At 58.8% G+C, this 20814-nt stretch carries 20 protein-coding genes, 1 tRNA gene and 1 pseudogene; 4 read left to right on the forward strand and 18 right to left on the reverse strand.

The window, feature by feature from the left end; translation table 11 throughout:
- Positions 1-264: 264 nt before the first annotated feature.
- Positions 265-723 (reverse strand): hypothetical protein, encoded by a 459-nt coding sequence (locus U5J94_RS13520; protein ID WP_322566508.1) that lies wholly within the window; start codon positions 721-723, stop codon positions 265-267.
- A 39-nt stretch (positions 724-762) separates the two neighbouring features.
- Between U5J94_RS13520 and U5J94_RS13525 the strand changes: the two are divergent.
- Positions 763-1068, forward strand: a pseudogene (locus U5J94_RS13525) (ISAzo13-like element transposase-related protein); the annotation flags it as partial.
- Positions 1069-1134: 66 nt separating this feature from the next.
- Here the strand turns inward: U5J94_RS13525 and der are convergent.
- The 11 genes from der to trmJ all read right to left on the reverse strand — a co-directional run bounded on the left by der (position 1135) and on the right by trmJ (position 11280).
- Positions 1135-2529 (reverse strand): ribosome biogenesis GTPase Der, encoded by a 1395-nt coding sequence (der, locus tag U5J94_RS13530; RefSeq protein WP_322566147.1) that lies wholly within the window; start codon positions 2527-2529, stop codon positions 1135-1137.
- Between the two features lie 45 nt (positions 2530-2574).
- Positions 2575-3765, reverse strand: a complete 1191-nt coding sequence (bamB, locus tag U5J94_RS13535) for an outer membrane protein assembly factor BamB (RefSeq protein ID WP_322566148.1) — start codon at positions 3763-3765, stop codon at positions 2575-2577.
- Positions 3762-4424, reverse strand: coding sequence for a tetratricopeptide repeat protein (locus U5J94_RS13540; protein ID WP_322566149.1), 663 nt, complete (start codon positions 4422-4424; stop codon positions 3762-3764). Before U5J94_RS13540 ends, bamB begins: the two co-directional genes overlap by 4 nt.
- 61 nt (positions 4425-4485) lie before the next feature.
- On the reverse strand, positions 4486-5772 hold the full coding sequence (gene hisS, locus U5J94_RS13545; protein WP_322566150.1) for a histidine--tRNA ligase: 1287 nt from the start codon (positions 5770-5772) through the stop codon (positions 4486-4488).
- Between the two features lie 207 nt (positions 5773-5979).
- Complete coding sequence (locus tag U5J94_RS13550; RefSeq protein WP_322566151.1) at positions 5980-6423, reverse strand: helix-turn-helix domain-containing protein; 444 nt, start codon at positions 6421-6423, stop codon at positions 5980-5982.
- A 9-nt stretch (positions 6424-6432) separates the two neighbouring features.
- Positions 6433-7209 (reverse strand): type IV pilus biogenesis/stability protein PilW, encoded by a 777-nt coding sequence (gene pilW / locus U5J94_RS13555; RefSeq protein WP_322566152.1) that lies wholly within the window; start codon positions 7207-7209, stop codon positions 6433-6435.
- The gene (rlmN, locus tag U5J94_RS13560; RefSeq protein WP_322566153.1) at positions 7206-8321 is read right to left on the reverse strand and encodes a 23S rRNA (adenine(2503)-C(2))-methyltransferase RlmN; all 1116 of its coding nucleotides are present in this window, start codon (positions 8319-8321) and stop codon (positions 7206-7208) included. Before rlmN ends, pilW begins: the two co-directional genes overlap by 4 nt.
- A 24-nt stretch (positions 8322-8345) precedes the next feature.
- Positions 8346-8777 carry a nucleoside-diphosphate kinase gene (ndk, locus tag U5J94_RS13565; protein WP_322566154.1) on the reverse strand — a complete coding sequence of 144 codons (432 nt, stop codon included), beginning with the start codon at positions 8775-8777 and terminating at the stop codon, positions 8346-8348.
- A 249-nt stretch (positions 8778-9026) separates the two neighbouring features.
- Positions 9027-9512 carry a Fe-S cluster assembly transcriptional regulator IscR gene (gene iscR, locus U5J94_RS13570; RefSeq protein ID WP_322566155.1) on the reverse strand — a complete coding sequence of 162 codons (486 nt, stop codon included), beginning with the start codon at positions 9510-9512 and terminating at the stop codon, positions 9027-9029.
- Positions 9513-9624: 112 nt separating this feature from the next.
- Complete coding sequence (gene cysE, locus U5J94_RS13575; protein ID WP_322566156.1) at positions 9625-10437, reverse strand: serine O-acetyltransferase; 813 nt, start codon at positions 10435-10437, stop codon at positions 9625-9627.
- Positions 10438-10494: 57 nt separating this feature from the next.
- On the reverse strand, positions 10495-11280 hold the full coding sequence (gene trmJ / locus U5J94_RS13580) for a tRNA (cytosine(32)/uridine(32)-2'-O)-methyltransferase TrmJ (RefSeq protein ID WP_322566157.1): 786 nt from the start codon (positions 11278-11280) through the stop codon (positions 10495-10497).
- A 108-nt stretch (positions 11281-11388) separates the two neighbouring features.
- Between trmJ and suhB the strand changes: the two genes are divergently transcribed.
- Together suhB and U5J94_RS13590 are read left to right on the forward strand one after the other, a co-directional pair.
- On the forward strand, positions 11389-12189 hold the full coding sequence (gene suhB / locus U5J94_RS13585; RefSeq protein ID WP_416224181.1) for an inositol-1-monophosphatase: 801 nt from the start codon (positions 11389-11391) through the stop codon (positions 12187-12189).
- Between the two features lie 433 nt (positions 12190-12622).
- Positions 12623-12982, forward strand: coding sequence for a hypothetical protein (locus U5J94_RS13590; protein WP_322566158.1), 360 nt, complete (start codon positions 12623-12625; stop codon positions 12980-12982).
- 141 nt (positions 12983-13123) lie between these two features.
- On the opposite strand, the gene secF is transcribed toward U5J94_RS13590, so the two are convergent.
- The 5 genes from secF to queA form a co-directional block, all read right to left on the reverse strand.
- The gene (gene secF, locus U5J94_RS13595) at positions 13124-14059 is read right to left on the reverse strand and encodes a protein translocase subunit SecF (protein ID WP_322566159.1); all 936 of its coding nucleotides are present in this window, start codon (positions 14057-14059) and stop codon (positions 13124-13126) included.
- An 18-nt stretch (positions 14060-14077) separates the two neighbouring features.
- Positions 14078-15931 carry a protein translocase subunit SecD gene (gene secD, locus U5J94_RS13600; RefSeq protein WP_322566160.1) on the reverse strand — a complete coding sequence of 618 codons (1854 nt, stop codon included), beginning with the start codon at positions 15929-15931 and terminating at the stop codon, positions 14078-14080.
- 62 nt (positions 15932-15993) lie between these two features.
- Entirely contained in the window at positions 15994-16335 is a 342-nt protein-coding gene (yajC, locus tag U5J94_RS13605) for a preprotein translocase subunit YajC (protein ID WP_322566161.1), read from the reverse strand.
- Positions 16336-16373: 38 nt separating this feature from the next.
- Positions 16374-17489 (reverse strand): tRNA guanosine(34) transglycosylase Tgt, encoded by a 1116-nt coding sequence (tgt, locus tag U5J94_RS13610; RefSeq protein ID WP_322566162.1) that lies wholly within the window; start codon positions 17487-17489, stop codon positions 16374-16376.
- Between the two features lie 179 nt (positions 17490-17668).
- Positions 17669-18706 carry a tRNA preQ1(34) S-adenosylmethionine ribosyltransferase-isomerase QueA gene (queA, locus tag U5J94_RS13615; protein WP_322566163.1) on the reverse strand — a complete coding sequence of 346 codons (1038 nt, stop codon included), beginning with the start codon at positions 18704-18706 and terminating at the stop codon, positions 17669-17671.
- 87 nt (positions 18707-18793) lie between these two features.
- On the opposite strand from queA, the gene U5J94_RS13620 reads away from it, so the two are divergent.
- Positions 18794-18878: transfer RNA gene (locus tag U5J94_RS13620), tRNA-Leu, on the forward strand.
- Between the two features lie 180 nt (positions 18879-19058).
- Here the strand turns inward: U5J94_RS13620 and pgi are convergent.
- Positions 19059-20723 (reverse strand): glucose-6-phosphate isomerase, encoded by a 1665-nt coding sequence (gene pgi / locus U5J94_RS13625; protein ID WP_322566164.1) that lies wholly within the window; start codon positions 20721-20723, stop codon positions 19059-19061.
- Between the last annotated feature and the right edge of the window lie 91 nt (positions 20724-20814).

The following is a 20814-nucleotide window of genomic DNA, read 5'->3' on the forward strand; positions in this document are numbered from 1 at the left end:
CCCGAGCCTTCCCATCGATCGCAGGAGTGCTGCGCCACGATAAGCCTTGTCACGCAGCACGATCTATCGCGCCGAAGGCGCTCCTGCAAGCCATCGGTTCAGGGTATTTTACTCGTACCTCGTCACTCGTCCCTGGGCACTGTATTTTAGATACCGCTGCGCTATATCGGGCCTACAAATTAGTGGCCTGATATAACCGTTGCGGGATCTCGTTTAGAGAAATTCTCCCAAAAATGACTTGCCTCTCTGGTAGTCCTCCAGTCGTCACCCGTGACCGCGGCGGCGTTCTATACCGCCGGTCAGCTGCCGGTAATCGGGCCGGCTGCTCTGGCGCCGCTCCACACGCTGACGACATTCGCGGCGAGACCCGCTGGCCGGCTGCTCCGCGCCTTTGACCTCGATGGACCGGCTCTGGGTCTTGCCCAGTTGTGTCAGAATGCGCGGCAGCGGAAACTGCTCCAGATATTCCGAGGGCAGATCCAGCAGGCGGGATTTGAACTCGTCGGGAGCAAACAGCATGGGAATAATATTATTGTAATAACTGGCTTCCGGAGTCATTCTCAACACATCCCCTTCCCGCGCCAGATAGCCCAGCTTTTTCAACACCCGAACAAGTTCACCGAATACCTCCTCCAGATTAACGCCGTATTTCTGCCTCACCACCTGCAACGAGATTTCGGTAAAGCGCAGTTTACCGGAAGGCCTGGAATCGAAACCTCGCAACCTGGCATCAAAGATGCCCTGGAAAACCTGGTTGATCCGCCGGTGATCTCAGTGGACACGAAGAAGAAGGAGTTGGTCGGGGATTTTAAGAACAATGGGCGGGAGTGGCAGCCCAAGGGGCAACCTGAGAAATCACTGGTACATGATTTTCCTCAGGATGCGACAGGCAAGGCCATTCCCTACGGCATTTACGATATGGCCAGAAATGAGGCGTGGGTGAATATTGGCCGTGATCACGATACACCGGCCTTTGCAGTTGCCTCGATCAGGCGTTGGTGGAGTTCGATGGGCAAGCAGGCCTACCCAGGGGCCGAGCAGCTGTATATCACCGCCGATGCAGGCGGTTGAATAGATTAATAAGATCAGCCTCCTTAGGGTTTTCCCTAAGCCGTCACGGGGATAGGTGCAGGGCTACTTGCCGCGTTTGCTGACAAAACGGCGCAGGCGTTGGCGCTTTTGTACCTGGCGGGCGGTCAGCTTGTTCTTCTTGCCGGCAAACGGATTCTCGCCACTGCGAAATTCCACCTGCACCGGCGTACCTTCCAGGCCGAGATGCTTCTGAAACCCGTTGATCAAATAGCGCCGATAGCCGTCGGGGACGGCGGCGGTCTGATTACCGTGGATGATGATCACCGGCGGGTTCTGCCCACCCTGATGCGCGAAGCGCAACTTGATGCGACGACCGTGGACCAGCGGCGGCGGATGAGCCTCGACCAGATACTGTAACAGACGGGTTAACCTGGCCGTGGAAAGCGTCTGTGTGGCGGATTCATAGGCGGTAACGATCGAAGCGAACAGATGACCGACGTTGGTGCCGTGCAAGGCGGAGATAAAATGGACCTCGGCAAAACTCAAAAACGGCAGCTTGGCGTCGATCTCCCGGCGTATCCAGTCGCGCTGATCTTTTTCCAGGCCGTCCCATTTATTCACCGCCAGCACCAGCGCGCGCCCGCTCTCCAGCACAAACCCGAGCAGGCTGGCATCCTGATCGCTGATCCCCTGATGGGCATCGAGTAACATCAGCACCACATGCGCATCCTTAACTGCCTGTAACGTCTTGATGACACTAAATTTTTCGATGGTTTCATGGATCCGGCTGCGGCGCCGCACCCCGGCGGTATCGATCAACACATAGTGTTGATCATCACGCTCGAACGGCAGGTAGATGCTGTCGCGGGTGGTGCCCGGCATGTCATAAGCCAGCACCCGCTCTTCACCGAGGATGCGGTTGACCAGGGTCGATTTGCCGACATTGGGCCGTCCGATGATCGCCACCTTGATGCCCGGCGGCACCTCCTGCGCCGACTCGTCGACATCCGGCAGGGAGACCAGAACCTGCGTCATCAGCGACTTGATCCCGCGTCCCTGACTGGCGGCGATGGCGTGGGGTTCCCCCAGTCCCAGCGCATGGAACTCGGCGGTGGCCAGCGCGGCCTCCGTACCATCCACCTTGTTGACCACCAGAAACAGTGTCTTGCCGCTCTGGCGCAAGCGCTCGGCGATGTAGTGATCATCCGGTAACAGACCGGCCCGGGCATCGACCATAAACAGCACGATATCGGCCTGCTCCACCGCCAGCCAGGCCTGGCTGGCCATCAGGCTGTCGAGCTCCGCATCCTCGCCGCTGAGTCCACCGGTATCCACCACGATATAGGGCTTGTCACCCAACTTGCCCTCGCCGAATTGCCGATCCCGGGTCAGGCCCGGCTGATCCGCCACCAGCGCGTCACGCGAGCGTGTCAGCCTGTTGAACAGGGTCGATTTGCCGACATTGGGGCGCCCCACAAGGGCGATGACCGGTTGCATGGGATATCCTGATCAGGCTACTCGCATTAGATCGAAAAAGGCCGGCTATTCGATGCGCCGAAACGCATCCAGCGAACCGTGGCGATCCACCGCAATGACCCGTTCATCCGTGACCAGTGGCGGGGTGAGCACGTTATTCTCCTTGCGAAAGGCCAGCTCGTAGCCGTCATACTCATCGGTAAACAGATAGAAGCCGGCATTGATCCGGGCCCGCCCCTTCAGCCGACCGCTCTCGCGCAACAGCCAGTGCAGATAACCATCGTAATCGGCCACCACCAGATAGGGACCGTCCAGTTGCGGCCGGGTCAAATCGCGCCGCAACAGCTTGTCCTGTCGCCACAAGGTGGCGCCGTTGCGCCGATTCAATGCCAGAACCTGACCTTCGCTGTCACTCAGATAAATCCGGTAATCATCCGCCACCATACCGGTATAGGAGGACATGTCGCGTGCCCACTGGATCCGGCCGGAACGGATATCCACCGCGGCCAGCCGGCCCTGATAGGTCACGGCATAGACCACATCATCGACCACTACCGGATCGGCATCGATATCGATCATCCGTTCCAGCTCGGTCTTGCCCGAGGGATGACTGATCGCCGTCTCCCAGAAGATCGAACCATTATTGAGCACCAGTGCCGTCAGGCGACCGTTATCGAAGCCGGCAATGACCAGATCATTGACAATGATCGGGGCGCTGTTGCCACGCAGGGTCAGGGCCGGGACACTGCGATCATACACCCAGCGACGCTCGCCGCCGGCCGTCTCCAACGCAAACAGTTTGCCGTCATGGGTTTTTGCGACCAGAATCTCATCGGCTACCGCCGGGCGGGCGATCACCTCACTGGAGAGTTCGCTGCGCCACAGTTCGCGCCCGTCCTCAGCCGACAGTGCCACCACTTCGCCCTGCCGGGTTCCGAAATAGAGCCTGCCGTTGTGATAGGCCGCGCCGGTGGCCAGTTGCAAACCGGTCTGCCGTTCCCAGTGCGCTTTGCCGCTGTCGAGCGCGAAGGCTTTCACATAGCCCTGATAATCTGCCGCATAAGCCATATCCCCATGATGGCGCACCGGTAACTGCAGATACTGCTCTCCGGCGCCCCGGCCGGCCTGGCCCGACCACACGGTATCGATCCGCAACGGCTTGTCAATCGGTTGCAGCTCCCGGGGGGGCTGCAGGTTGGGCGAAGAACCGCAGGCGCTGAGCAGCAACACCACACTCAGTAATCCAAACTGTCTCACGGCATGACCTCACTGTCCGGCGCCCCGGCCACTGCTGACAACTCGGCCAGTTTCATCTCCAGCAACTGTCGACGCAGGGCATTTTCAGCGCCCAGCAGCGCCTGCTGATAGTGGCTGCGCGCCTCGCCTGGCTCTTCCCGTGCCTGGGCGATGTCGCCGCGGATTTCGGCATAGATCGATCCGTAACCGGCTTCATCCACCCCGTCGAGCAGTTCGGCTGCCTGTTCGGGCTGCCCCCCGGCCAGCAGCAGACGCGCCAGACGCTGGCGGGCCAGATGCCGGTATTCCCCGGTGTCGCTGTTGACCAACGCCCAGCGCAAATAGCGCTCGGCTGACTCGGGCTGGCCGGCTTCCAGCTCCAGCCGGCCCATACCCAGCGCGCCGAGCACGGCATACGCCGTGGAATCGTACTCTTCCATCAGGGCGTCGACCGCCCTGGCGGCCCGTTCCCGGTTACCGGATTGCAACGCCATCTGAACATTGCTGTAGGCCTGGGATGCCTCGTGCTGGCTCTGCTGCTGGTGATCAAACCAGTAACGGACCCCCACGATGCCGCCGATCCCCAGCACGACACCGGCAATCACGGCGCGCCCGTTCTCCTTCCACCAGTCCTTGATCGCCTGGATGGTCTCTTCTTCACTACGTTCAAACTGTGCCATCGTTTTATCCAGTCTTTATTAATAATTAAGTGCCAGCACCCCGATTCCCTCGGGCATCAGCTCAGTTCCCGGCCAGATCGAATTCGCGGGCCAAAAAGCCGTCGAGTTCATCCTGCGCCACTTGTTGCTGCGGCCTGTCACCGCGTAAATCCTTCACCGTCACACGCTGTTCGGCCAGCTCCTGCTCACCCAGAATCAGGGCGTAAGCGGCGCCGCTACGATCGGCTTTTTTCATCTGGCTCTTGATGCTGCCGCCGCCGCAATGAACCTGCAGACGCAACGCCGGCAAACGATCACGCAGCTGTTCGGCCAGCTGCAGCCCCGCGGTTTCGGCCTGCTCGCCGGCCGGCAGCAGATAGGCGTGCGGGCGATACGGCGTTTCGTCGAACGGCCGCTCGTCGAGCAGTGCCACCAGCCGCTCCATGCCCAGGGCGAAGCCCATCGCCGGGGTGGGCTTGCCGCCCAGCTGTTCGACCAGGCCGTCGAAACGGCCACCGGCACAGACAGTACCCTGGGCACCGAGCTTGTCGGTGACCCATTCAAACACGGTTTTGGCGTAATAATCGAGGCCGCGCACCAGTCGCGGGTTAACCCGGTATTGGATACCGACCGCTTCCAGCAGTTCCCGCAAACGGGCAAAGTGCGCGGCCGATTCGTCGTCCAGGTGGTCCTGCAGGCGCGGTGCGGCCTCGATCAGTGCCTGCATGTCGGGGGTCTTGCTGTCAAGAATACGCAACGGATTGCTGTGCAGGCGGCGCTGACTGTCCTCGTCGAGTTGATCGAGGTGGGCGTTGAAGTACTCAACCAGGACTTCCCGATAGGCGCGACGCGCCTCGCTGGTACCCAGGGTGTTGATCTCCAGGCAAACATCCTGCGCCAGCCCGAGTCGCTGCCACAGCCGGGCCGTAAGTACGATCAACTCGGCGTCGATGTCCGGCCCGGTCAGGCCAAACACCTCGACCCCGAGCTGGTAAAACTGGCGATAACGCCCCTTTTGCGGCCGCTCGTGGCGGAACATGGGGCCGGCGTACCACAGCTTCTGCGCCCCCTGGTTCAACAGGCCGTTCTGAATGGCGGCGCGGACACAACCGGCGGTCCCCTCCGGGCGCAGACTCAGGCTGTCGCCGTTGCGATCCTCGAAGGTATACATCTCCTTTTCGACAATGTCGGTCACCTCGCCGATGGAGCGTTTGAACAGCTCGGTTTTCTCGACAATGGGTAGGCGGATCTGCTGATAAGCGTAACCGGCCATCAACTCACGAAATGCCTGTTCCACGAACTGCCAGCGCGGCGTCTCTGCCGGCAGAATGTCGTTCATGCCCCGGATTGCCTGGACTGCGTTTGCCACGTTGATATCCTGTGTTCGAGGCGCGGGGACCGCTTTGTCCCGGCGCTAAAAAATAGCCGCCATTATACGCGATTCAGACGGCGATGAGGTGGAGGATCGGGGCGCAATTTCAGCAAAACAGGTTCAGCGACGAAGCCCGATGCCGACCCGAGGAGACGACTATCGGCGAAGGTCTACTATTGCGGGAAGCCGCGCCGGTCAGGCGTTCTACCCCAAACCGAACGGCAGGGAGGGCATACCGAAAAACAGGCCAACGAGTCCGGCGACAATCAACAGAATCAACACGATATACAGCAGCGGCCGGGCACTGCGCGGGGTCAGGCGGACCGGTTTGTCATAGTCGATATGTTCGGGGAGCAGATCGCTGGTTTCGACATGGTCGATCTGGACGGCGGCGATAATCTCACTCTCGGGCAGCTGCAGCAAACGGGCGTAGCTGCGCAGATAACCCAGTACATAAGTTTTGCCCGGCAAGCGGGCGTAGTCATCCTCTTCCAGGGCCACAATGGTGCTCACTTCCTGATGCAGCTGGTGAGCGACCTGCTCGCGACTCAGGTTCCTGGCTTCACGGGCTTCGCGCAAACGCTTGCCGGGCCACATACGCGGTTCGGCGGGGGGCATTTCCGGTTGTTGTAATGCCTCCCGTTCCATATGCGTCCCCTAAAGTTTACCCTGGCGTTCCAGTTTTCTCAGTTTCCGGGCTTCCTCGGAATCGGGAAACCGTCCTTTGAGTAACATGGCATAGCTGGCCACCCGATTTCTGTTACCTGCTCGACGTTCCAGCAAAATACCGAGCCACAGGCTCTGGGCATTGTGCTTGCGGCGCTCCAGAAACCGCTCCAGATACTGGCGGGACTGGGTATACAGGCTCATGTCGAAGGTCAGCCGGGCCATACCCAGATTGGCGTTGGGCAGCCGGGGATCCAGCCGCAGGGCCTTGAGGTAATACTCCTCCGCCTGCTTAAGATTGTTCTGACTCTCGGCGCACTGGGCCATGTTCTGGTAGATGCCCGCCTTGCCGGAATAAACCGGATCATCCAGTGCTTTTTCGAAATAGCGATCGGACGCGTCATACTTCTCCAGGTCACATAACAGCACGGCATAATTGTTCAACAGCGAGGGATCCCTGGGGGTAATATCCAGCGCTGCCTTGAAATGCTGTTCGGCCTCATCGGGTCTGTCGACGCGGCGATAGAGTTCGCCCAGGTAGTGGTGTGCCCTGGCGTTGTCATCGTTGTAGTTGATCGCCTTTTGCAGCTTGCCCATCGCCCGTTCGTTATCGCCCTGTTGCATGTACTTCACGCCCAGCTCGGCATTCAGTTCAGAGGCTTCTCGCAGGCGTTCGTCTGACAAGTCCGGTTTGCTGCTGGTGGTAGTACAGGCCCCCAGCATCAGCGTCGAGACAATCAGCAATACAAAAGGCAGATATCGGTTCATGTTCCCACCCTGTTGATTGGCATCTGTTCGGCGGTCCGCCGTAATTTGCGTTTGGTCTTGTCCAGCACCTGGCCGGCCAACTGACCGCAAGCGGCATCGATATCATCGCCGCGAGTCTTGCGGGTCACGGTCATCAGACCGGCCTCCATCAAGATATCACGAAACCGGTTGATGGTTGCCGCATCGGAGCAGCGATAGTCGGTCCCGGGAAACGGGTTAAACGGAATCAGATTGATCTTGGACGGCACCTGACGTAACAGCTTGATCAGCGCGCGGGCATGTTCGGGTTTGTCGTTAATCCCTTCCAGCATCACGTACTCAAAGGTAATCTTGCGTCGCGAGTCGCCGTCAATATAACGCAGACAGGCCGCGATCAGTTCCTTGATCGGGTATTTGCGGTTGATCGGTACCAGCTGATCGCGCAATTCATCGGTCGGCGCATGCAATGACACGGCCAGGCTCACGTCGCTAACCTGCTTGAGCCGATCCAGCGCCGGAATCACGCCGGAGGTGCTCAGGGTCACGCGTCGCTTGGACAGGCCATAGGCATTGTCTTCCATCATGATATTCATGGCGCACACGACATTGTCGAAATTGAGCAAGGGTTCGCCCATGCCCATCAACACCACGTTACTGATGCTGCGCGCCAGGCGCGGAATACTGTGCAGGCGCTGGTTGGCCACCCACAGCTGGCCGATGATCTCGGCGGCGGAGAGATTGCGATTGAAGCCCTGCTGGGCAGTGGAACAGAACGTACAGTCCAAAGCGCAGCCGACCTGCGAGGAGATACAGAGAGTGCCGCGATGCTCCTCGGGGATAAACACCGTTTCGATGCAGTTGCCGTTGTCCACCCGCAGCAACCACTTGATGGTGCCGTCGCTGGAGTGCTGTTCGCTGACCACTTCCGGCGGCCGGATTTGTGCGACCTGATCGAGCTTCTCGCGCAACCCTTTGCCCAGATTGGTCATGGCGTCGAACTCGTCGACGCCAAACTGATAGATCCATTTCATCACCTGGGTGGCACGAAAGGCCTTCTCGCCCTGCTCGGCAAAGAAGGCCTGCAAGCCGCTTTGATCCAGATTCAGCAGATTGACTTTGTCGTGCTCGCTCAAGGTGAGAAATGCTCCTGTGATGCCCTAGCGGGTGCGCGGACAGATTTCGTCGTCTTTGAAGAAAAACGCGATTTCGGCGCTGGCGGTTTCCGGGGCGTCGGAGCCGTGTACCGCGTTTTCATCGACGGTCTTGGCAAAATCGGCGCGAATGGTGCCCGGCGCGGCCTCCGCCGGATTGGTGGCGCCCATCACTTCGCGGTTTTTGGCGATGGCCTCGTCGCCTTCGAGCACCTGGACCATCACCGGCCCGGAGGTCATGAACTCGACCAGTTCATTATAAAAGGGACGCTCCTTGTGCACAGCGTAGAACTCCCCCGCCTGCTCCTTGCTCAGATGCAGCATACGAGCGGCGATAATTTTCAGGCCCGCCTTTTCAAAACGGCTGTAGATCTCGCCAATCACATTCCTGGCAACCGCGTCGGGCTTGATAATGGAAAGAGTACGTTCAACGGCCATGCAAAATGACTCCTGGATCAGGTTAGTAAGATAGCATAAACCCGCACCATGGCGCGGGTTTATACCACAAATGTTAATAGGGAATTTTATCCCCACACCGGGGTAGCAGGCAATCAGCAAGGCCGATTTCCTGGAGCATGGAGGGAATTAAACCGCCCGGCCGGGCGAGCAGGCGTCGACGACCACCGCCGAGGCCCTGAACCAAAACATCCCCTTGCCCCGTGCGAACGGGGCAAGGGTGATTGGGCATCAGGATTCGACCGCGACTTTGCCTTGCGGGGACTGGAAACTGGCCTGTTGCTGGCGTTCCTGGCGGGCGGCCACTTCCTGGACACCCTGGCGTTCGACCAGCTGGCCCAGGCTGATGCCTTTGAGAAAGTCGTGAATCTGATGACTCAGATCGGTCCACAAGTCATGCGTCAGGCACTGCTGATCATCCTGGCAGTTCGACAGACCGCCGCAACGGGTGGTTTCGACCTTCTCATCAACGGCGGTGATGACGTCGGCCACGGCCACTTCGTGTGTATCGCGGCTCAGGCGATAACCGCCGCCCGGTCCGCGGGTGCTGTCGACCAGACCGTTCTTGCGCAGCTTGGAGAACAGCTGTTCCAGATAGGAAAGGGAGATCCCCTGGCGCTGGGAAATGTCGGCCAGCGTGATCGGCCCTTCTTTGTAATGCAGCGCCAGATCCAGCATGGCGGTGACTGCGTAGCGACCCTTGGTAGTCAGTCTCATTGCACTGTCCTGTATCGTAAAATTTGGATTTACCGATTTAACTTACGGTTAATCTAGCAAGCCCTACTATTTTAGTCAAGATTATTCCGGGCGGATTTTAACCCTATTATAGTCATGACTTCTCTGGTTCGCCCGGTTCGTCCGCAACTCCGATCTCGTCGGGGCCTTTCAGATCCTTGCTGCTGATATCGCAAACCTCGAGATCGGGCAGCTCGGGGACCTCGATCTCCATACCGAGCGCCTTGAGTGACTTGCACATGGTCTCCATCTGCTGATCCATGGCGTGAATGTGGTCCAGCATGCAATCGATGGCGTTGGCAACCGGATCGGGCATGTCCTGGGTGGTGCCATAGGCGTCGAAGCCGATTTTGGCGGCAAAGGCCTTGCGGCGCTCGTCCTGAGGACCCGGTTTGGCCTTGGCCACGACCCGTCCCGGAATACCGACGACGGTCGCCCCGGCCGGAACGTCCTTGACCACCACCGCGTTGGAACCGACCCGTACCCCCTCGGCCAGGGTGATCGGTCCGATCACCTTGGCACCGGCGCCGACGACCACGTTGTTGGCCAGGGTGGGATGGCGCTTACCCTTCCGCCAGGTCGTGCCGCCCAGGGTCACGCCGTGATACAGGGTGCAATCATCACCGATTTGGGCGGTCTCGCCAATCACCACCCCCATGCCGTGATCGATAAAAAAACGGCGGCCGATCTGCGCCCCGGGATGAATCTCGATCCCGGTCACCCAGCGGCCCAGATTGGAGAGCACCCGCGCCAGCCACTTGAGATGATAGTTCCACAGCGCATGGCTCAGACGGTGCAACAGCACCGCGTGCACTCCCGGGTAGGTGGTCAGTATCTCGAAGGTATTGCGCGCAGCGGGATCCCGCTCGAACACGCACTGAATGTCTTCTTTAATCCGTCTGAACATAATCTGTTACCGAGACCGGCCTTGTCTGATCGTCATCTTGAGTTAAAGACTTTACCATTAACGCTCTGATTCTTCAGTCTTTTCGCCGCGACTTCGGGACTGGATGGCGCTCAGAATGCCGCGCAGGATGTTGATCTCCATGCGATCCAGCTCGGCCCGGCCAAACAGCCGCCGCAGACGGCGCATGATCTGCCGTGGCGCACTGGGCTTGAGAAAATCGAGCTCGGTCAGGGTCTGTTGCAAATGCTTGTAGAGCCGCTCCAGTTCGTCGGCCGTGGCCCGCGGCTGATCGCTGTGGAAGCGGTTATCCCGCCGCCCCGCCTGTTCCAGCAGACTCATACGCAGTTCATACACCAGCACCTGGGTGGCGGCGGCGATGTTCAGCGAGCTGTAATCCGGATTGGCCGGGATATGCACCAGGTAGTTGCAACGATCCAGCTCGTCATTACTCAGGCCGTTATTCTCGCGTCCGAACACCAGCGCGGCATCCGCCGACTCGACCACATCCAGGACCTTGTCGGCGGCGGCCCGCGGATCCAGGCTGGGCCAGGGAATACTGCGCAGCCGGGCGCTGGCGCCCAGCACCACGGCACAACCGGCCACGGCCGCCTCCATCGAGGTCACCACCCGGGCCTGTTCCAGAATATCGGTCGCCCCCGAGGCCCGCGCCCGGGCCTCGCCGCTGGGGAATTCGGCCGGGTTGACCAGTACCAGTTGCGTCAGCCCCATATTTTTCATCGCCCGGGCCACGGCACCGATGTTACCCGGATGGCTGGTGCTGACCAGCACCACCCGTACCCGCGACAGGCGGGTGTTGAGCGCATCGTCCTGCTTTGCCGACATCACAAATCATCCTGTCAGTTTGATTCCAGCCTGCTACAATAGCGCACCTTGACGTCCGGCGCTCGTGCCGGCGTTTTGTTCTTTGGCAACCGGATTAAGGAAAAACTTGTGCACCCGATGTTGAATATCGCGGTCCGCGCGGCGCGTGATGCCGGTTTTATCATCGCCCGTAACGCGGACAAGGTCGACACCCTGACCATTACCGAAAAAGCCGACAACGATTTTGTCAGCGAGGTGGATCGACGTGCCGAACAGGCGATCATCCGTACCCTGCACAAGGCCTATCCGGACCACAGTATCCTGGCCGAGGAAAGCGGCAGCCATGCCGGCAACGACTACGAATGGGTTATCGATCCGCTCGACGGCACCACCAACTTTGTGCACAACTTCCCGCAATACGCGGTCTCCATCGCCCTGCGCCATAAAAACCGGCTGGAGCAGGCGGTCGTCTACGATCCCCTGCGCGAGGAGCTGTTCACCGCCAGCCGGGGTGAAGGTGCCCAGCTCAACGGCAAACGTATCCGGGTCACGCCCCGACGCGGGATCGAAGGCGCCCTGTTCGGCACCGGCATTCCCTTTCGGGACGAGCATATGCCCTACATGGACGCCTATCTGCAGATGATGCAGGCGCTGATCCCCGGCAGCGCCGGCATCCGGCGCGCCGGCTCGGCCGCGCTGGATCTGGCTTATGTGGCCGCCGGTCGCCTGGACGGTTTCTGGGAATTCGGTCTTAACAGCTGGGACATGGCCGCCGGCGTGCTGCTCATCGAGGAGGCCGGCGGATTGGTCAGCGATTTCAACGGCAATGCCAACCATATGAAAAACGGCAATATCGTCGCCGCCAACCCCCGCCTGTTCAAGGCCATGCTGCAGAAAATTCGCCCCTTCGTCCCCGACGACCTCATTTGAATGTTGAATGTTGAATTTTGAATTTTGAATTGAGGAGTGATCCCATTCAAAATCAAGTATTCAACATTATACCGCGCTCCGGCGTTGAGATTTTTCCGGCCGCATTAACTCAACATTCAACATTCAACATTCAACATTCAACATTTTATCCTCTCCCCCCTTCACTATCCCGCAACGGGTCCGCTATTGGGACAGTGACGCTCACCTGCAAGAGGGATGTCCGGTCGCTGCGGGCGAACTGACCTGCGGCTGATCCCCGGCAACGTCGGGATCCGCTGCGCCGGTTCAGCCATCAATTCTGTGGTGTTTTTTTGTTCGTCGCCAATACACATCGGGGGCAAAATTCATTTGACCGAGATCAAAAATTCATGCTTACTAGTCAGTAACCGTACACATCACCAGAATATTCTGCCCGAATATTTATAAGGAGGGGATGGTGAAACGTAGTGCTTTCGCTTTAATCGCACCGCCGGTGGCAGTCTGCCGCTACGGCTGCGCCACCTGTTGCGCCGCGCCGATCGCGGTATTCTGGATCGCCGGCATCATCAGCATCATTTACGCATTTTTCGGCGGCCCGCTTGGCGTTGAGGGCATCAGCCTCGGCACCCTGGCACTGGGCGCGGCCCTGTGGGGCATTGCCGCCGTCTGGGCGGAAACAGTCATCAGGAACGTGGAAGAGGATGAAAACGATCCCGAATGCGAAACCCGCAGCAGCACGGTCTGTCGCATGGTCCGTCCCCGCGCCGATGACTCGGACCCGATGGACGAAGTGAAAAAATTCCAGTCCCGCTAAAACCAAAAGCCCGCTATCGCGGGCTTTTGGTTAATGTTGAATTTTTAATGTTAGATTTTGAATTGTGGATGCGGATCTTTCAAACAGCTGGTCCGCAGGACACTGAAATTCAGCATTCAAAATTCAACATTCAACATTGAATTACAATTGCTGGCCGGGTTGATCGGCGCCCTCTTTTTCCACCGGAATCAGGTTGGCGCTGTTGACATTGAGCGCCAGAGCAACGCTGCTGGCGACATAGATTGAAGAGTAGGTTCCGATAATAATACCCACCAGCAGTGCCGTGGCAAAGGAGTGGATCAATTCGCCGCCGAGGAAAAACATCGCCAGCACCACCAGCAACGTCGTCAATGAGGTAATAATGGTACGTGACAGGGTCTGGTTCAGCGAGGTATTGATGACTTCCGTCGGCTGGCTCTTGCGCATGCGCAGGAAATTTTCCCGGATACGATCAAATACCACGATGGTATCGTTCAGCGAGTAGCCGATCACGGCAAGCACTGCCGCCAGCACAGTCAAATCGAAGTCCATCTGGGTGATAGAGAAAAAACCGATCACGATCACCACATCGTGAATCAGTGCGGCAATGGAACCGACTGCAAAGCGCCATTCAAAACGGGCCATGACATAGATCAGAATAAAGGCCAGCGCGATCAACATCGCCAGCCCGCCGTCATCGCGCAGCTCTTCGCCGACCTGGGGACCGACAAATTCCTGACGGCGCATCTCGACCGACTCATTCTCCGCTTTTAATGCCTTGAGAATATCGTCACTCAGGGTCGCATTGAGCTGCCCCTCTTCCGGGGCCAGACGAATCATGACATCGCGGGAACTGCCAAAGTGCTGCACCACGGCATTATCGTAGCCGGCGCGCTCAATCGCGCTACGGACTTCGCCGAGTTCCACCGGTTCACTATAGCCGACTTCCAACAGCGTACCGCCGGTAAAATCGAGACCGAAATTCAGTCCGCGTGTCGCCAGTGAGGCAATGGCAAGAATAAGCAGTGCCGCCGACAGAAATACCGCGTAGCGGCGCTTGCCGGTAAAGTCATAGTTCGTGTTCTGGAAAATCTGCATAACGCGAATCCTGTTGTCCTAAATAGACAGTTTGCGCAGTTTCTTGCCCGCAACCGCCAGATTGACGATGGCCCGGGTCCCCATGATGGCGGTAAACATGGAGGTCAAGATCCCGATCGACAGGGTAATGGCAAACCCCTTGATCGGACCGGTACCAAAGACAAACAGCACCACAGCGGCGATCAGGGTCGTGATATTGGCATCGGCAATGGTCGACAGCGCCTTGGCATAGCCGGCACTGATCGAGGCCTGGGGCGAATTGCCATTTTGTAACTCCTCGCGGATACGCTCGAAGATTAACACATTGGCATCGACCGCCATCCCCACGGTCAACACAATCCCGGCGATCCCCGGCAGGGTCAGCGTGGCCTGCAACATGGACAGCACCGCCACGATCAGCACCAGGTTCACCACCAGCGCTACATTGGCGACCAGGCCGAAGCCGCGATACCAGAAGGCCATGAAGGCCAGTACCAGGATCATGCCGATGATGACCGAGCTGGTGCCCTTCTCGATATTGTCTTTACCCAGGCTGGGACCGATGGTGCGCTCTTCGATGATCCGGATCGGTGCGGCCAACGCCCCGGCGCGCAGCAGCAGGGCCAGATTGCTGGATTCATTCGGCTCAAGACCGGTAATCTGAAAACGCTTGCTGAACACGCCCTGGATGGTCGCCACATTGATCACTTCCTCGACCTTGCGGGTAACGACTTTCTCTTCACCATCCTCAAGGACCGTTTCGGGCTTGTATTCGATGAAGACCACCGCCATCGGCTTACCGATGTTCTGCTTGGTGACGCTGGCCATGCGGCTGGCACCGGCGCCGTCCAGATTGACAAACACCGCCGGGGAACCGGTCTCCTGATCGAACCCGGAGGTGGCATTGGTGATGCGCTCGCCGGTAATGATCACCCGCTTTTTGAGCAAAACCGGATCGCCGCTACGCTCTTCATAGAGTCGTGAACCAAAGGGAACCCGGCCCCGCTGCGCCGCACGCACGTCATTTTCCACATCGACGAGCCGGAACTCCAGTGTTGCGGTAGCACTGATGACAGTCTTGACCTGGGCACTGTCCTGTACCCCCGGCAACTGAATAACGACCCGCTCATCACCCTGACGCTGGACAATCGGTTCGGCCACGCCCAGTTCGTTGATACGGTTACGCAGGGTTGTGATGTTCTGCTTGACCGCTGCTTTTTTGATCTCCGTTATCGCACTGTCCGTCAGGCTGGCGAGAAGATAAAAAGCACCGCCACGTTCCTCTTCGATCAGCTGCAGGTCGCGCCGTTCGGCACTGATGGCGGCCTCGCCCGCCTCACGCTCTTCGGCACCGGGAAAGCGCAGTTCCAGTGCCTCGTCTTTTTGTATTACCGACTGATAGCGAACTTTCGCCTCACGCAGAACAGTGCGCAGCTCATTGCTCAGATCCTCGTAAGTCTGCTCCATCACCGTGTCGGTATCCACTTCCATCAGAAAGTGCAAACCGCCGCGCAAGTCCAGTCCCAGATACATCGGCAACGCGCCAAGCCCGGTCAGCCAGGACGGCGCCGCCGGTGCCAGGTTCATCGCCGCAACATAATTGTCGCCCAGTCCCGAGCGAAGAATGTCGTTCGCCTTGAGCTGCTCCTCGACACCACCAAACCGTACCAACAAACCCTGTTCATCCAGTGTAATTCGGCTGTAGGGAATCTCATTGCCTTCCAGCAATTCCCGAACCCGGTGCTGCGCCGCGCTGTCGATCTGATTTTCGCCGGTGGCGGAGATCTGGATCGACGGGTCGGTGCCATAAACATTGGGCAAGGCGTAAACAAGGCCTGTCAGCAGAATCAACAGGATCAGAAGGTATTTCCAGAGTGGGTACTGATTGAGCATGAAACACGTTCCCGGATTGAGTTCGCGGCCGGCTAAAACGCCGCCGCGCGCTGTGTTTGTCGTTATTCTTTGTTGATGGTCTTCAGGGTACCTTTGGGCAACACGTTGACCACAGATTGCTTTTGCAATTTGACCTCGATGTTATCGGCCAGTTCCAGGTTGACATATTCGTCGCCCACTTCGGTCACTTTACCCGCCAGGCCGCCATTGGTCACCACCTCGTCACCCCTGGACAGCGCGGACACGAGGTTACGATGTTCCTTGGCGCGTTTTTGCTGCGGGCGGATCAGCAAAAAATAGAAAATCACGAAAATCCCGACAAAGAAGATCAGCTGCGACATGATGTTGGGTTCCTGGGCTGCCGGCGCCGCCTGGGCCATGGCATCGGAGATGAAAAAGCTCATAATCTGTCCCTTGCGTTTTGGAAGTTAGAGGGCCGCTATTATGACATAGCCGGCACCGCTTGCGAGCGTTTGTCATAGAAATCGGCCACGAATCCGGCCAGATCCTCCGCCGCGATCGCCGCGCGCAGCTGTGCCATAAGCTGCTGATAGTAGTGCAGGTTGTGCAGGGTATTGAGCCGGGCACCGAGGATCTCGCCGGTCTTGTCCAGATGGCGCAGATAGGCCCGGCTGTAATGGCGACAGGTATAGCAGTCACATGTCTCGTCCAGCGGCCGGGTGTCGGGGCGAAACTGGCTGTTGCGAATGCGCAGCAGCCCCGTAGAGGTGAACAAAAAACCGTTGCGGGCGTTGCGGGTCGGCATCACGCAATCGAACATATCGATACCCCGGCGCACCCCTTCGACCAGGTCCTCCGGCTTGCCCACCCCCATCAGATAACGGGGCGTATCGACCGGCATCCGCGGGCCCAGATAGTCCAGAATCCGCAGCATATCCTCCTTGGGCTCGCCCACCGACAACCCGCCGATGGCATAGCCATCAAAGCCAATCTGCATCAGGCCGTCGAGTGATTCCCGGCGCAGCGATTCGTACATGCCGCCCTGCACAATGCCGAACAACGCCGCGGGATGGCTCCCATGGGCCGTCTTGCAGCGCGCGGCCCAGCGCAACGACAGTTCCATCGAAACCCGCGCTTCCTCTTCGGCCGCCGGATAAGGGGTGCATTCATCAAAGACCATCACGATATCCGAGCCCAGCACCCGTTGTACCGCCATCGACTCCTCCGGCCCCATGAAGATCCTGCTGCCGTCCACCGGCGAGGCAAAATCGACCCCCGCCTCGGAAATCTTGCGCAACTTGCCCAGGCTCCAGACCTGAAAGCCGCCCGAATCGGTCAGAATCGGCCCGTCCCAGTGCATGAAGTCATGCAGATCGCCATGCGCCTCGATCACTTCGGTACCGGGGCGCAGCATCAGATGGAAGGTATTGCCCAGCACGATCTCCGCACCCAGTTCGCGCAACTCCTCCGGTGTCATCGCCTTGACCGTGCCGTACGTCCCCACCGGCATGAAAGCCGGCGTCTCCACGGTTCCCCGATCAAACGTCAACCGCCCGCGCCGGGCCTCGCCATCGGATTGTAATAACTCAAATTTCACTGTTTAGCCTTAATTTTATATTTGATTCACCGCAGAGACGCAGAGAACGCGGAGAAAGAAATAATTTTGAATTTTAAATGTTGAATTGTGAATGGAACCCGGCTCTAAAATTCAACATTCAACATTCAACATTCAACATTGTATCTTTGCGCCCTCTGCGCCTCTGCGGTAAAAATGTTCTACTTCCGGATCAGGTACATCGCATCGCCGTAGCTGAAGAAGCGGTAGCGCTGTTCGACGGCGTGGCGGTAGGCGCGCATGACGTTGTCGTAACCGGCGAAGGCGCAGACCAGCATCAGCAGGGTCGATTCGGGCAGATGGAAGTTGGTGATCAGCCCGTCGACGATCTGAAACTCGTAGCCCGGATAGATAAAGATGTCAGTATCGCCAGTAAACGGCCGCAGGTGGCCGTCGCGTGCCGCCGATTCCAGGCAGCGCACGCTGGTCGTGCCCACCGCAATCACCCGCCCGCCTCGCTGGCGGGTCTGTTCAACCTGCTGGCAAACGGTCTCGTTCACCTCGACCCATTCGGCGTGCATGTGGTGTTCGCGAATTTCCTCCACCCGCACCGGCTGAAAGGTACCGGCACCGACATGCAGCGTGACCCAGGCGGTCTCGATCCCCTGCGCCGCCAGCTGGGCCAGCATGGCCTCATCAAAATGGAGTCCGGCGGTGGGCGCGGCCACCGCGCCGGGGCGGCGGGCAAAGACGGTCTGATAACGCTCCCGGTCTGCCCTGTCATCGGCGCGACGAATATAGGGTGGCAGCGGCATGTGTCCCAGCTCATCCAGTATCGTCAGCAAGGGGCGCTGGGGATCGTCGCGATCGGCGAGCCGCAGGCGAAACAGATCCCCCTCACGTCCCAGTACTGTCGCGCTCACGGTATCGTTCAGGTACAGGGTGGTGCCCGCCTTCGGGCTTTTACTGGCACGCACGTGAGCCAGTAAGGCATGGTCATCGAGCAAGCGTTCCACCAGCACCTCGATCTGTCCGCCGGTTTCCTTACGCCCGAACAGCCGCGCCGGAATCACCCGGGTATCGTTCATCACCAGCAGATCGCCAGGCTGTAGCAGCTCCGGCAACTGGGCAAACTGCCGATCCGCTATCTCACCAGTCGCGCCTTCCAGGCACAGCAAACGGCTGTCCCGTCGCTGTGCGGCGGGAACCTGGGCAATCAGCTCCTCGGGCAGATCAAAATGAAAATCCTGGCGTCGCATGGCGGCGCATAGTAGCAGATTTGCACGCGTTCGACGCCAAACGCCCTTACAACCGAGGCCCGATTTGCCTATAATGGCCGCCGCAATGGCGCTCTGGTGGAATTGGTAGACACGCGGCACTCAAAATGCCGTGGGGCAACCCGTCCCGGTTCGAGTCCGGGGAGCGCTACCAACTTAAACACAGGGACGAGTGACGAGGGCCGAGGGACGAGGAAAAGCCCCCTACCCTGATTTCTTCCTTAATTTTCCGTCAATATAGAATCGCGTAACCCGGCTGCAACGGCGCAGAGTCCGGAATTACGTAACCGCCTTTCCTCGTCCCTCGTAACTCGTCCCTCGGCCCTGTTATTTATTATTTATCCGGACGCAACGCCTTGTAGTAGTTGATGAGGCCATTGGTCGAGGTATCGTGGCTGTCGATCGGGTCGTTGTCGGCCAGTTCCGGCAGGATTTTGTCCGCCAGTTGTTTCCCCAGTTCCACGCCCCATTGATCGAAGGAGTTGATGTCCCAGATCACACCCTGCACGAACACCTTGTGTTCGTAGAGGGCAATCAACCGTCCAAGGGTACGGGGATCGAGAGTGCGGAACAAAATGGTGTTGGTCGGTTTGTTACCGGGGAACACGCGATAGGGTAACAACCGTTCGATCTCCGCCGCGTCCAGTCCCTGGGCCTGCATGTCGGCGCGCGCCTCGGTCTCGGTCTTGCCGCGCATGAAGGCTTCGGTCTGGGCGAAGACGTTGGACATCAGGGTGCGGTGGTGATCGCGAATGCAGTGCAGGCTGGTGATCGGGGCGAGGATGTCCGCCGGGATCAGTTTGGTGCCCTGGTGCATCAGTTGATAGAAGGCGTGCTGGCCGGTAATCCCCAGCTGACCGAACAGTACCGGACCGGTCTCGTAATCGGTGATGGGGTTGCCCTGGCGATCGACGCTCTTGCCGTTGCTCTCCATGTCCATCTGGCGCAGATAATCGGGCAGGTATTTGAGGTGCTGATCATAGGGTAATACGGCATAGGTCTGGGTACCGAGAAAATTGTTGTGCCAGATACCGAGCAGGCCCAGGATCACCGGCATATTCTGTTCCAGCGGCGCACTACGAAAATGGCGATCCATATCGCAGGCGCCCTGCAACATGGCCTCGAAATGATCCATGCCCACCGAAATGGCGATACTCAGCCCCACCGCCGACCACATGGAATAGCGACCACCAACCCAGTCCCACATGCGAAAGATGTTGGACTCGGGAATACCGAATTCCACGGCGGCGGGGACGTTATCACTGACCGCGATAAAATGGCGATCGATGGCGCTCTCGTCCCCGGCGATCTGGCGGAACCATTTGCGCGCGGTTTTGGCGTTGACCAGGGTATCCTGCGTGGTAAAGCTCTTGGAGACGATAATAAACAGGGTGGTTTCGGGCTTGATCGCTTCCAGCGTGTCGAGAATGTGGTTCTCGTCCACATTGGAGACAAAATGCATGCGCAGATCGTGGATGGCGTACGGCCGCAGGGCCTCGCAGGCCATTACCGGCCCCAGATCCGAACCGCCCACCCCGATGTTCACCACATCGGTGATCGGCTGGCCGGTATAGCCCCGCCACTGCCGGGAACGGATGGCGTCGCTCAGCTCGCGCATCTGCGCCAGCACCGCCTGAACCTGGGGCAGAACATCCTCCCCCTCGACCCGGATCGGCCCCGACTCGGGATCGCGCAGCGCCGTGTGCAGCACGGCACGCTGCTCGGTATGGTTGATCGCCTCGCCGCTGTACATGCGCTCAATCCACGCCGGCAATTCGCACTGCCCGGCCAGTTCCAGCAACTGCGCCCGCGTCTCGTCGGTGATCCGGTTCTTGGAATAATCCAGAAGCAGATCATCCAGCGTCAGCGAGAAACGGGCAAAGCGGTCCGGTTCGCTGTCGAACAGCTCGCGCATGTGAACCGATTCAATGGTTTTGGCGTGCTGCTGCAGGGCCTGCCAGGCTGGCAGAGCGGTACGGGATACGGGGGCGGAGTCCATTGATATACCTCTCATTAATCCGTCATAATTCATTAACTTACGGTGTTTATAAAGATACTAACACGCTGCCCCGGCAAGGCAACCATTGTTC

Source organism: Thiohalophilus sp. (assembly GCF_034522235.1).
Lineage (GTDB): Bacteria > Pseudomonadota > Gammaproteobacteria > UBA6429 > Thiohalophilaceae > Thiohalophilus.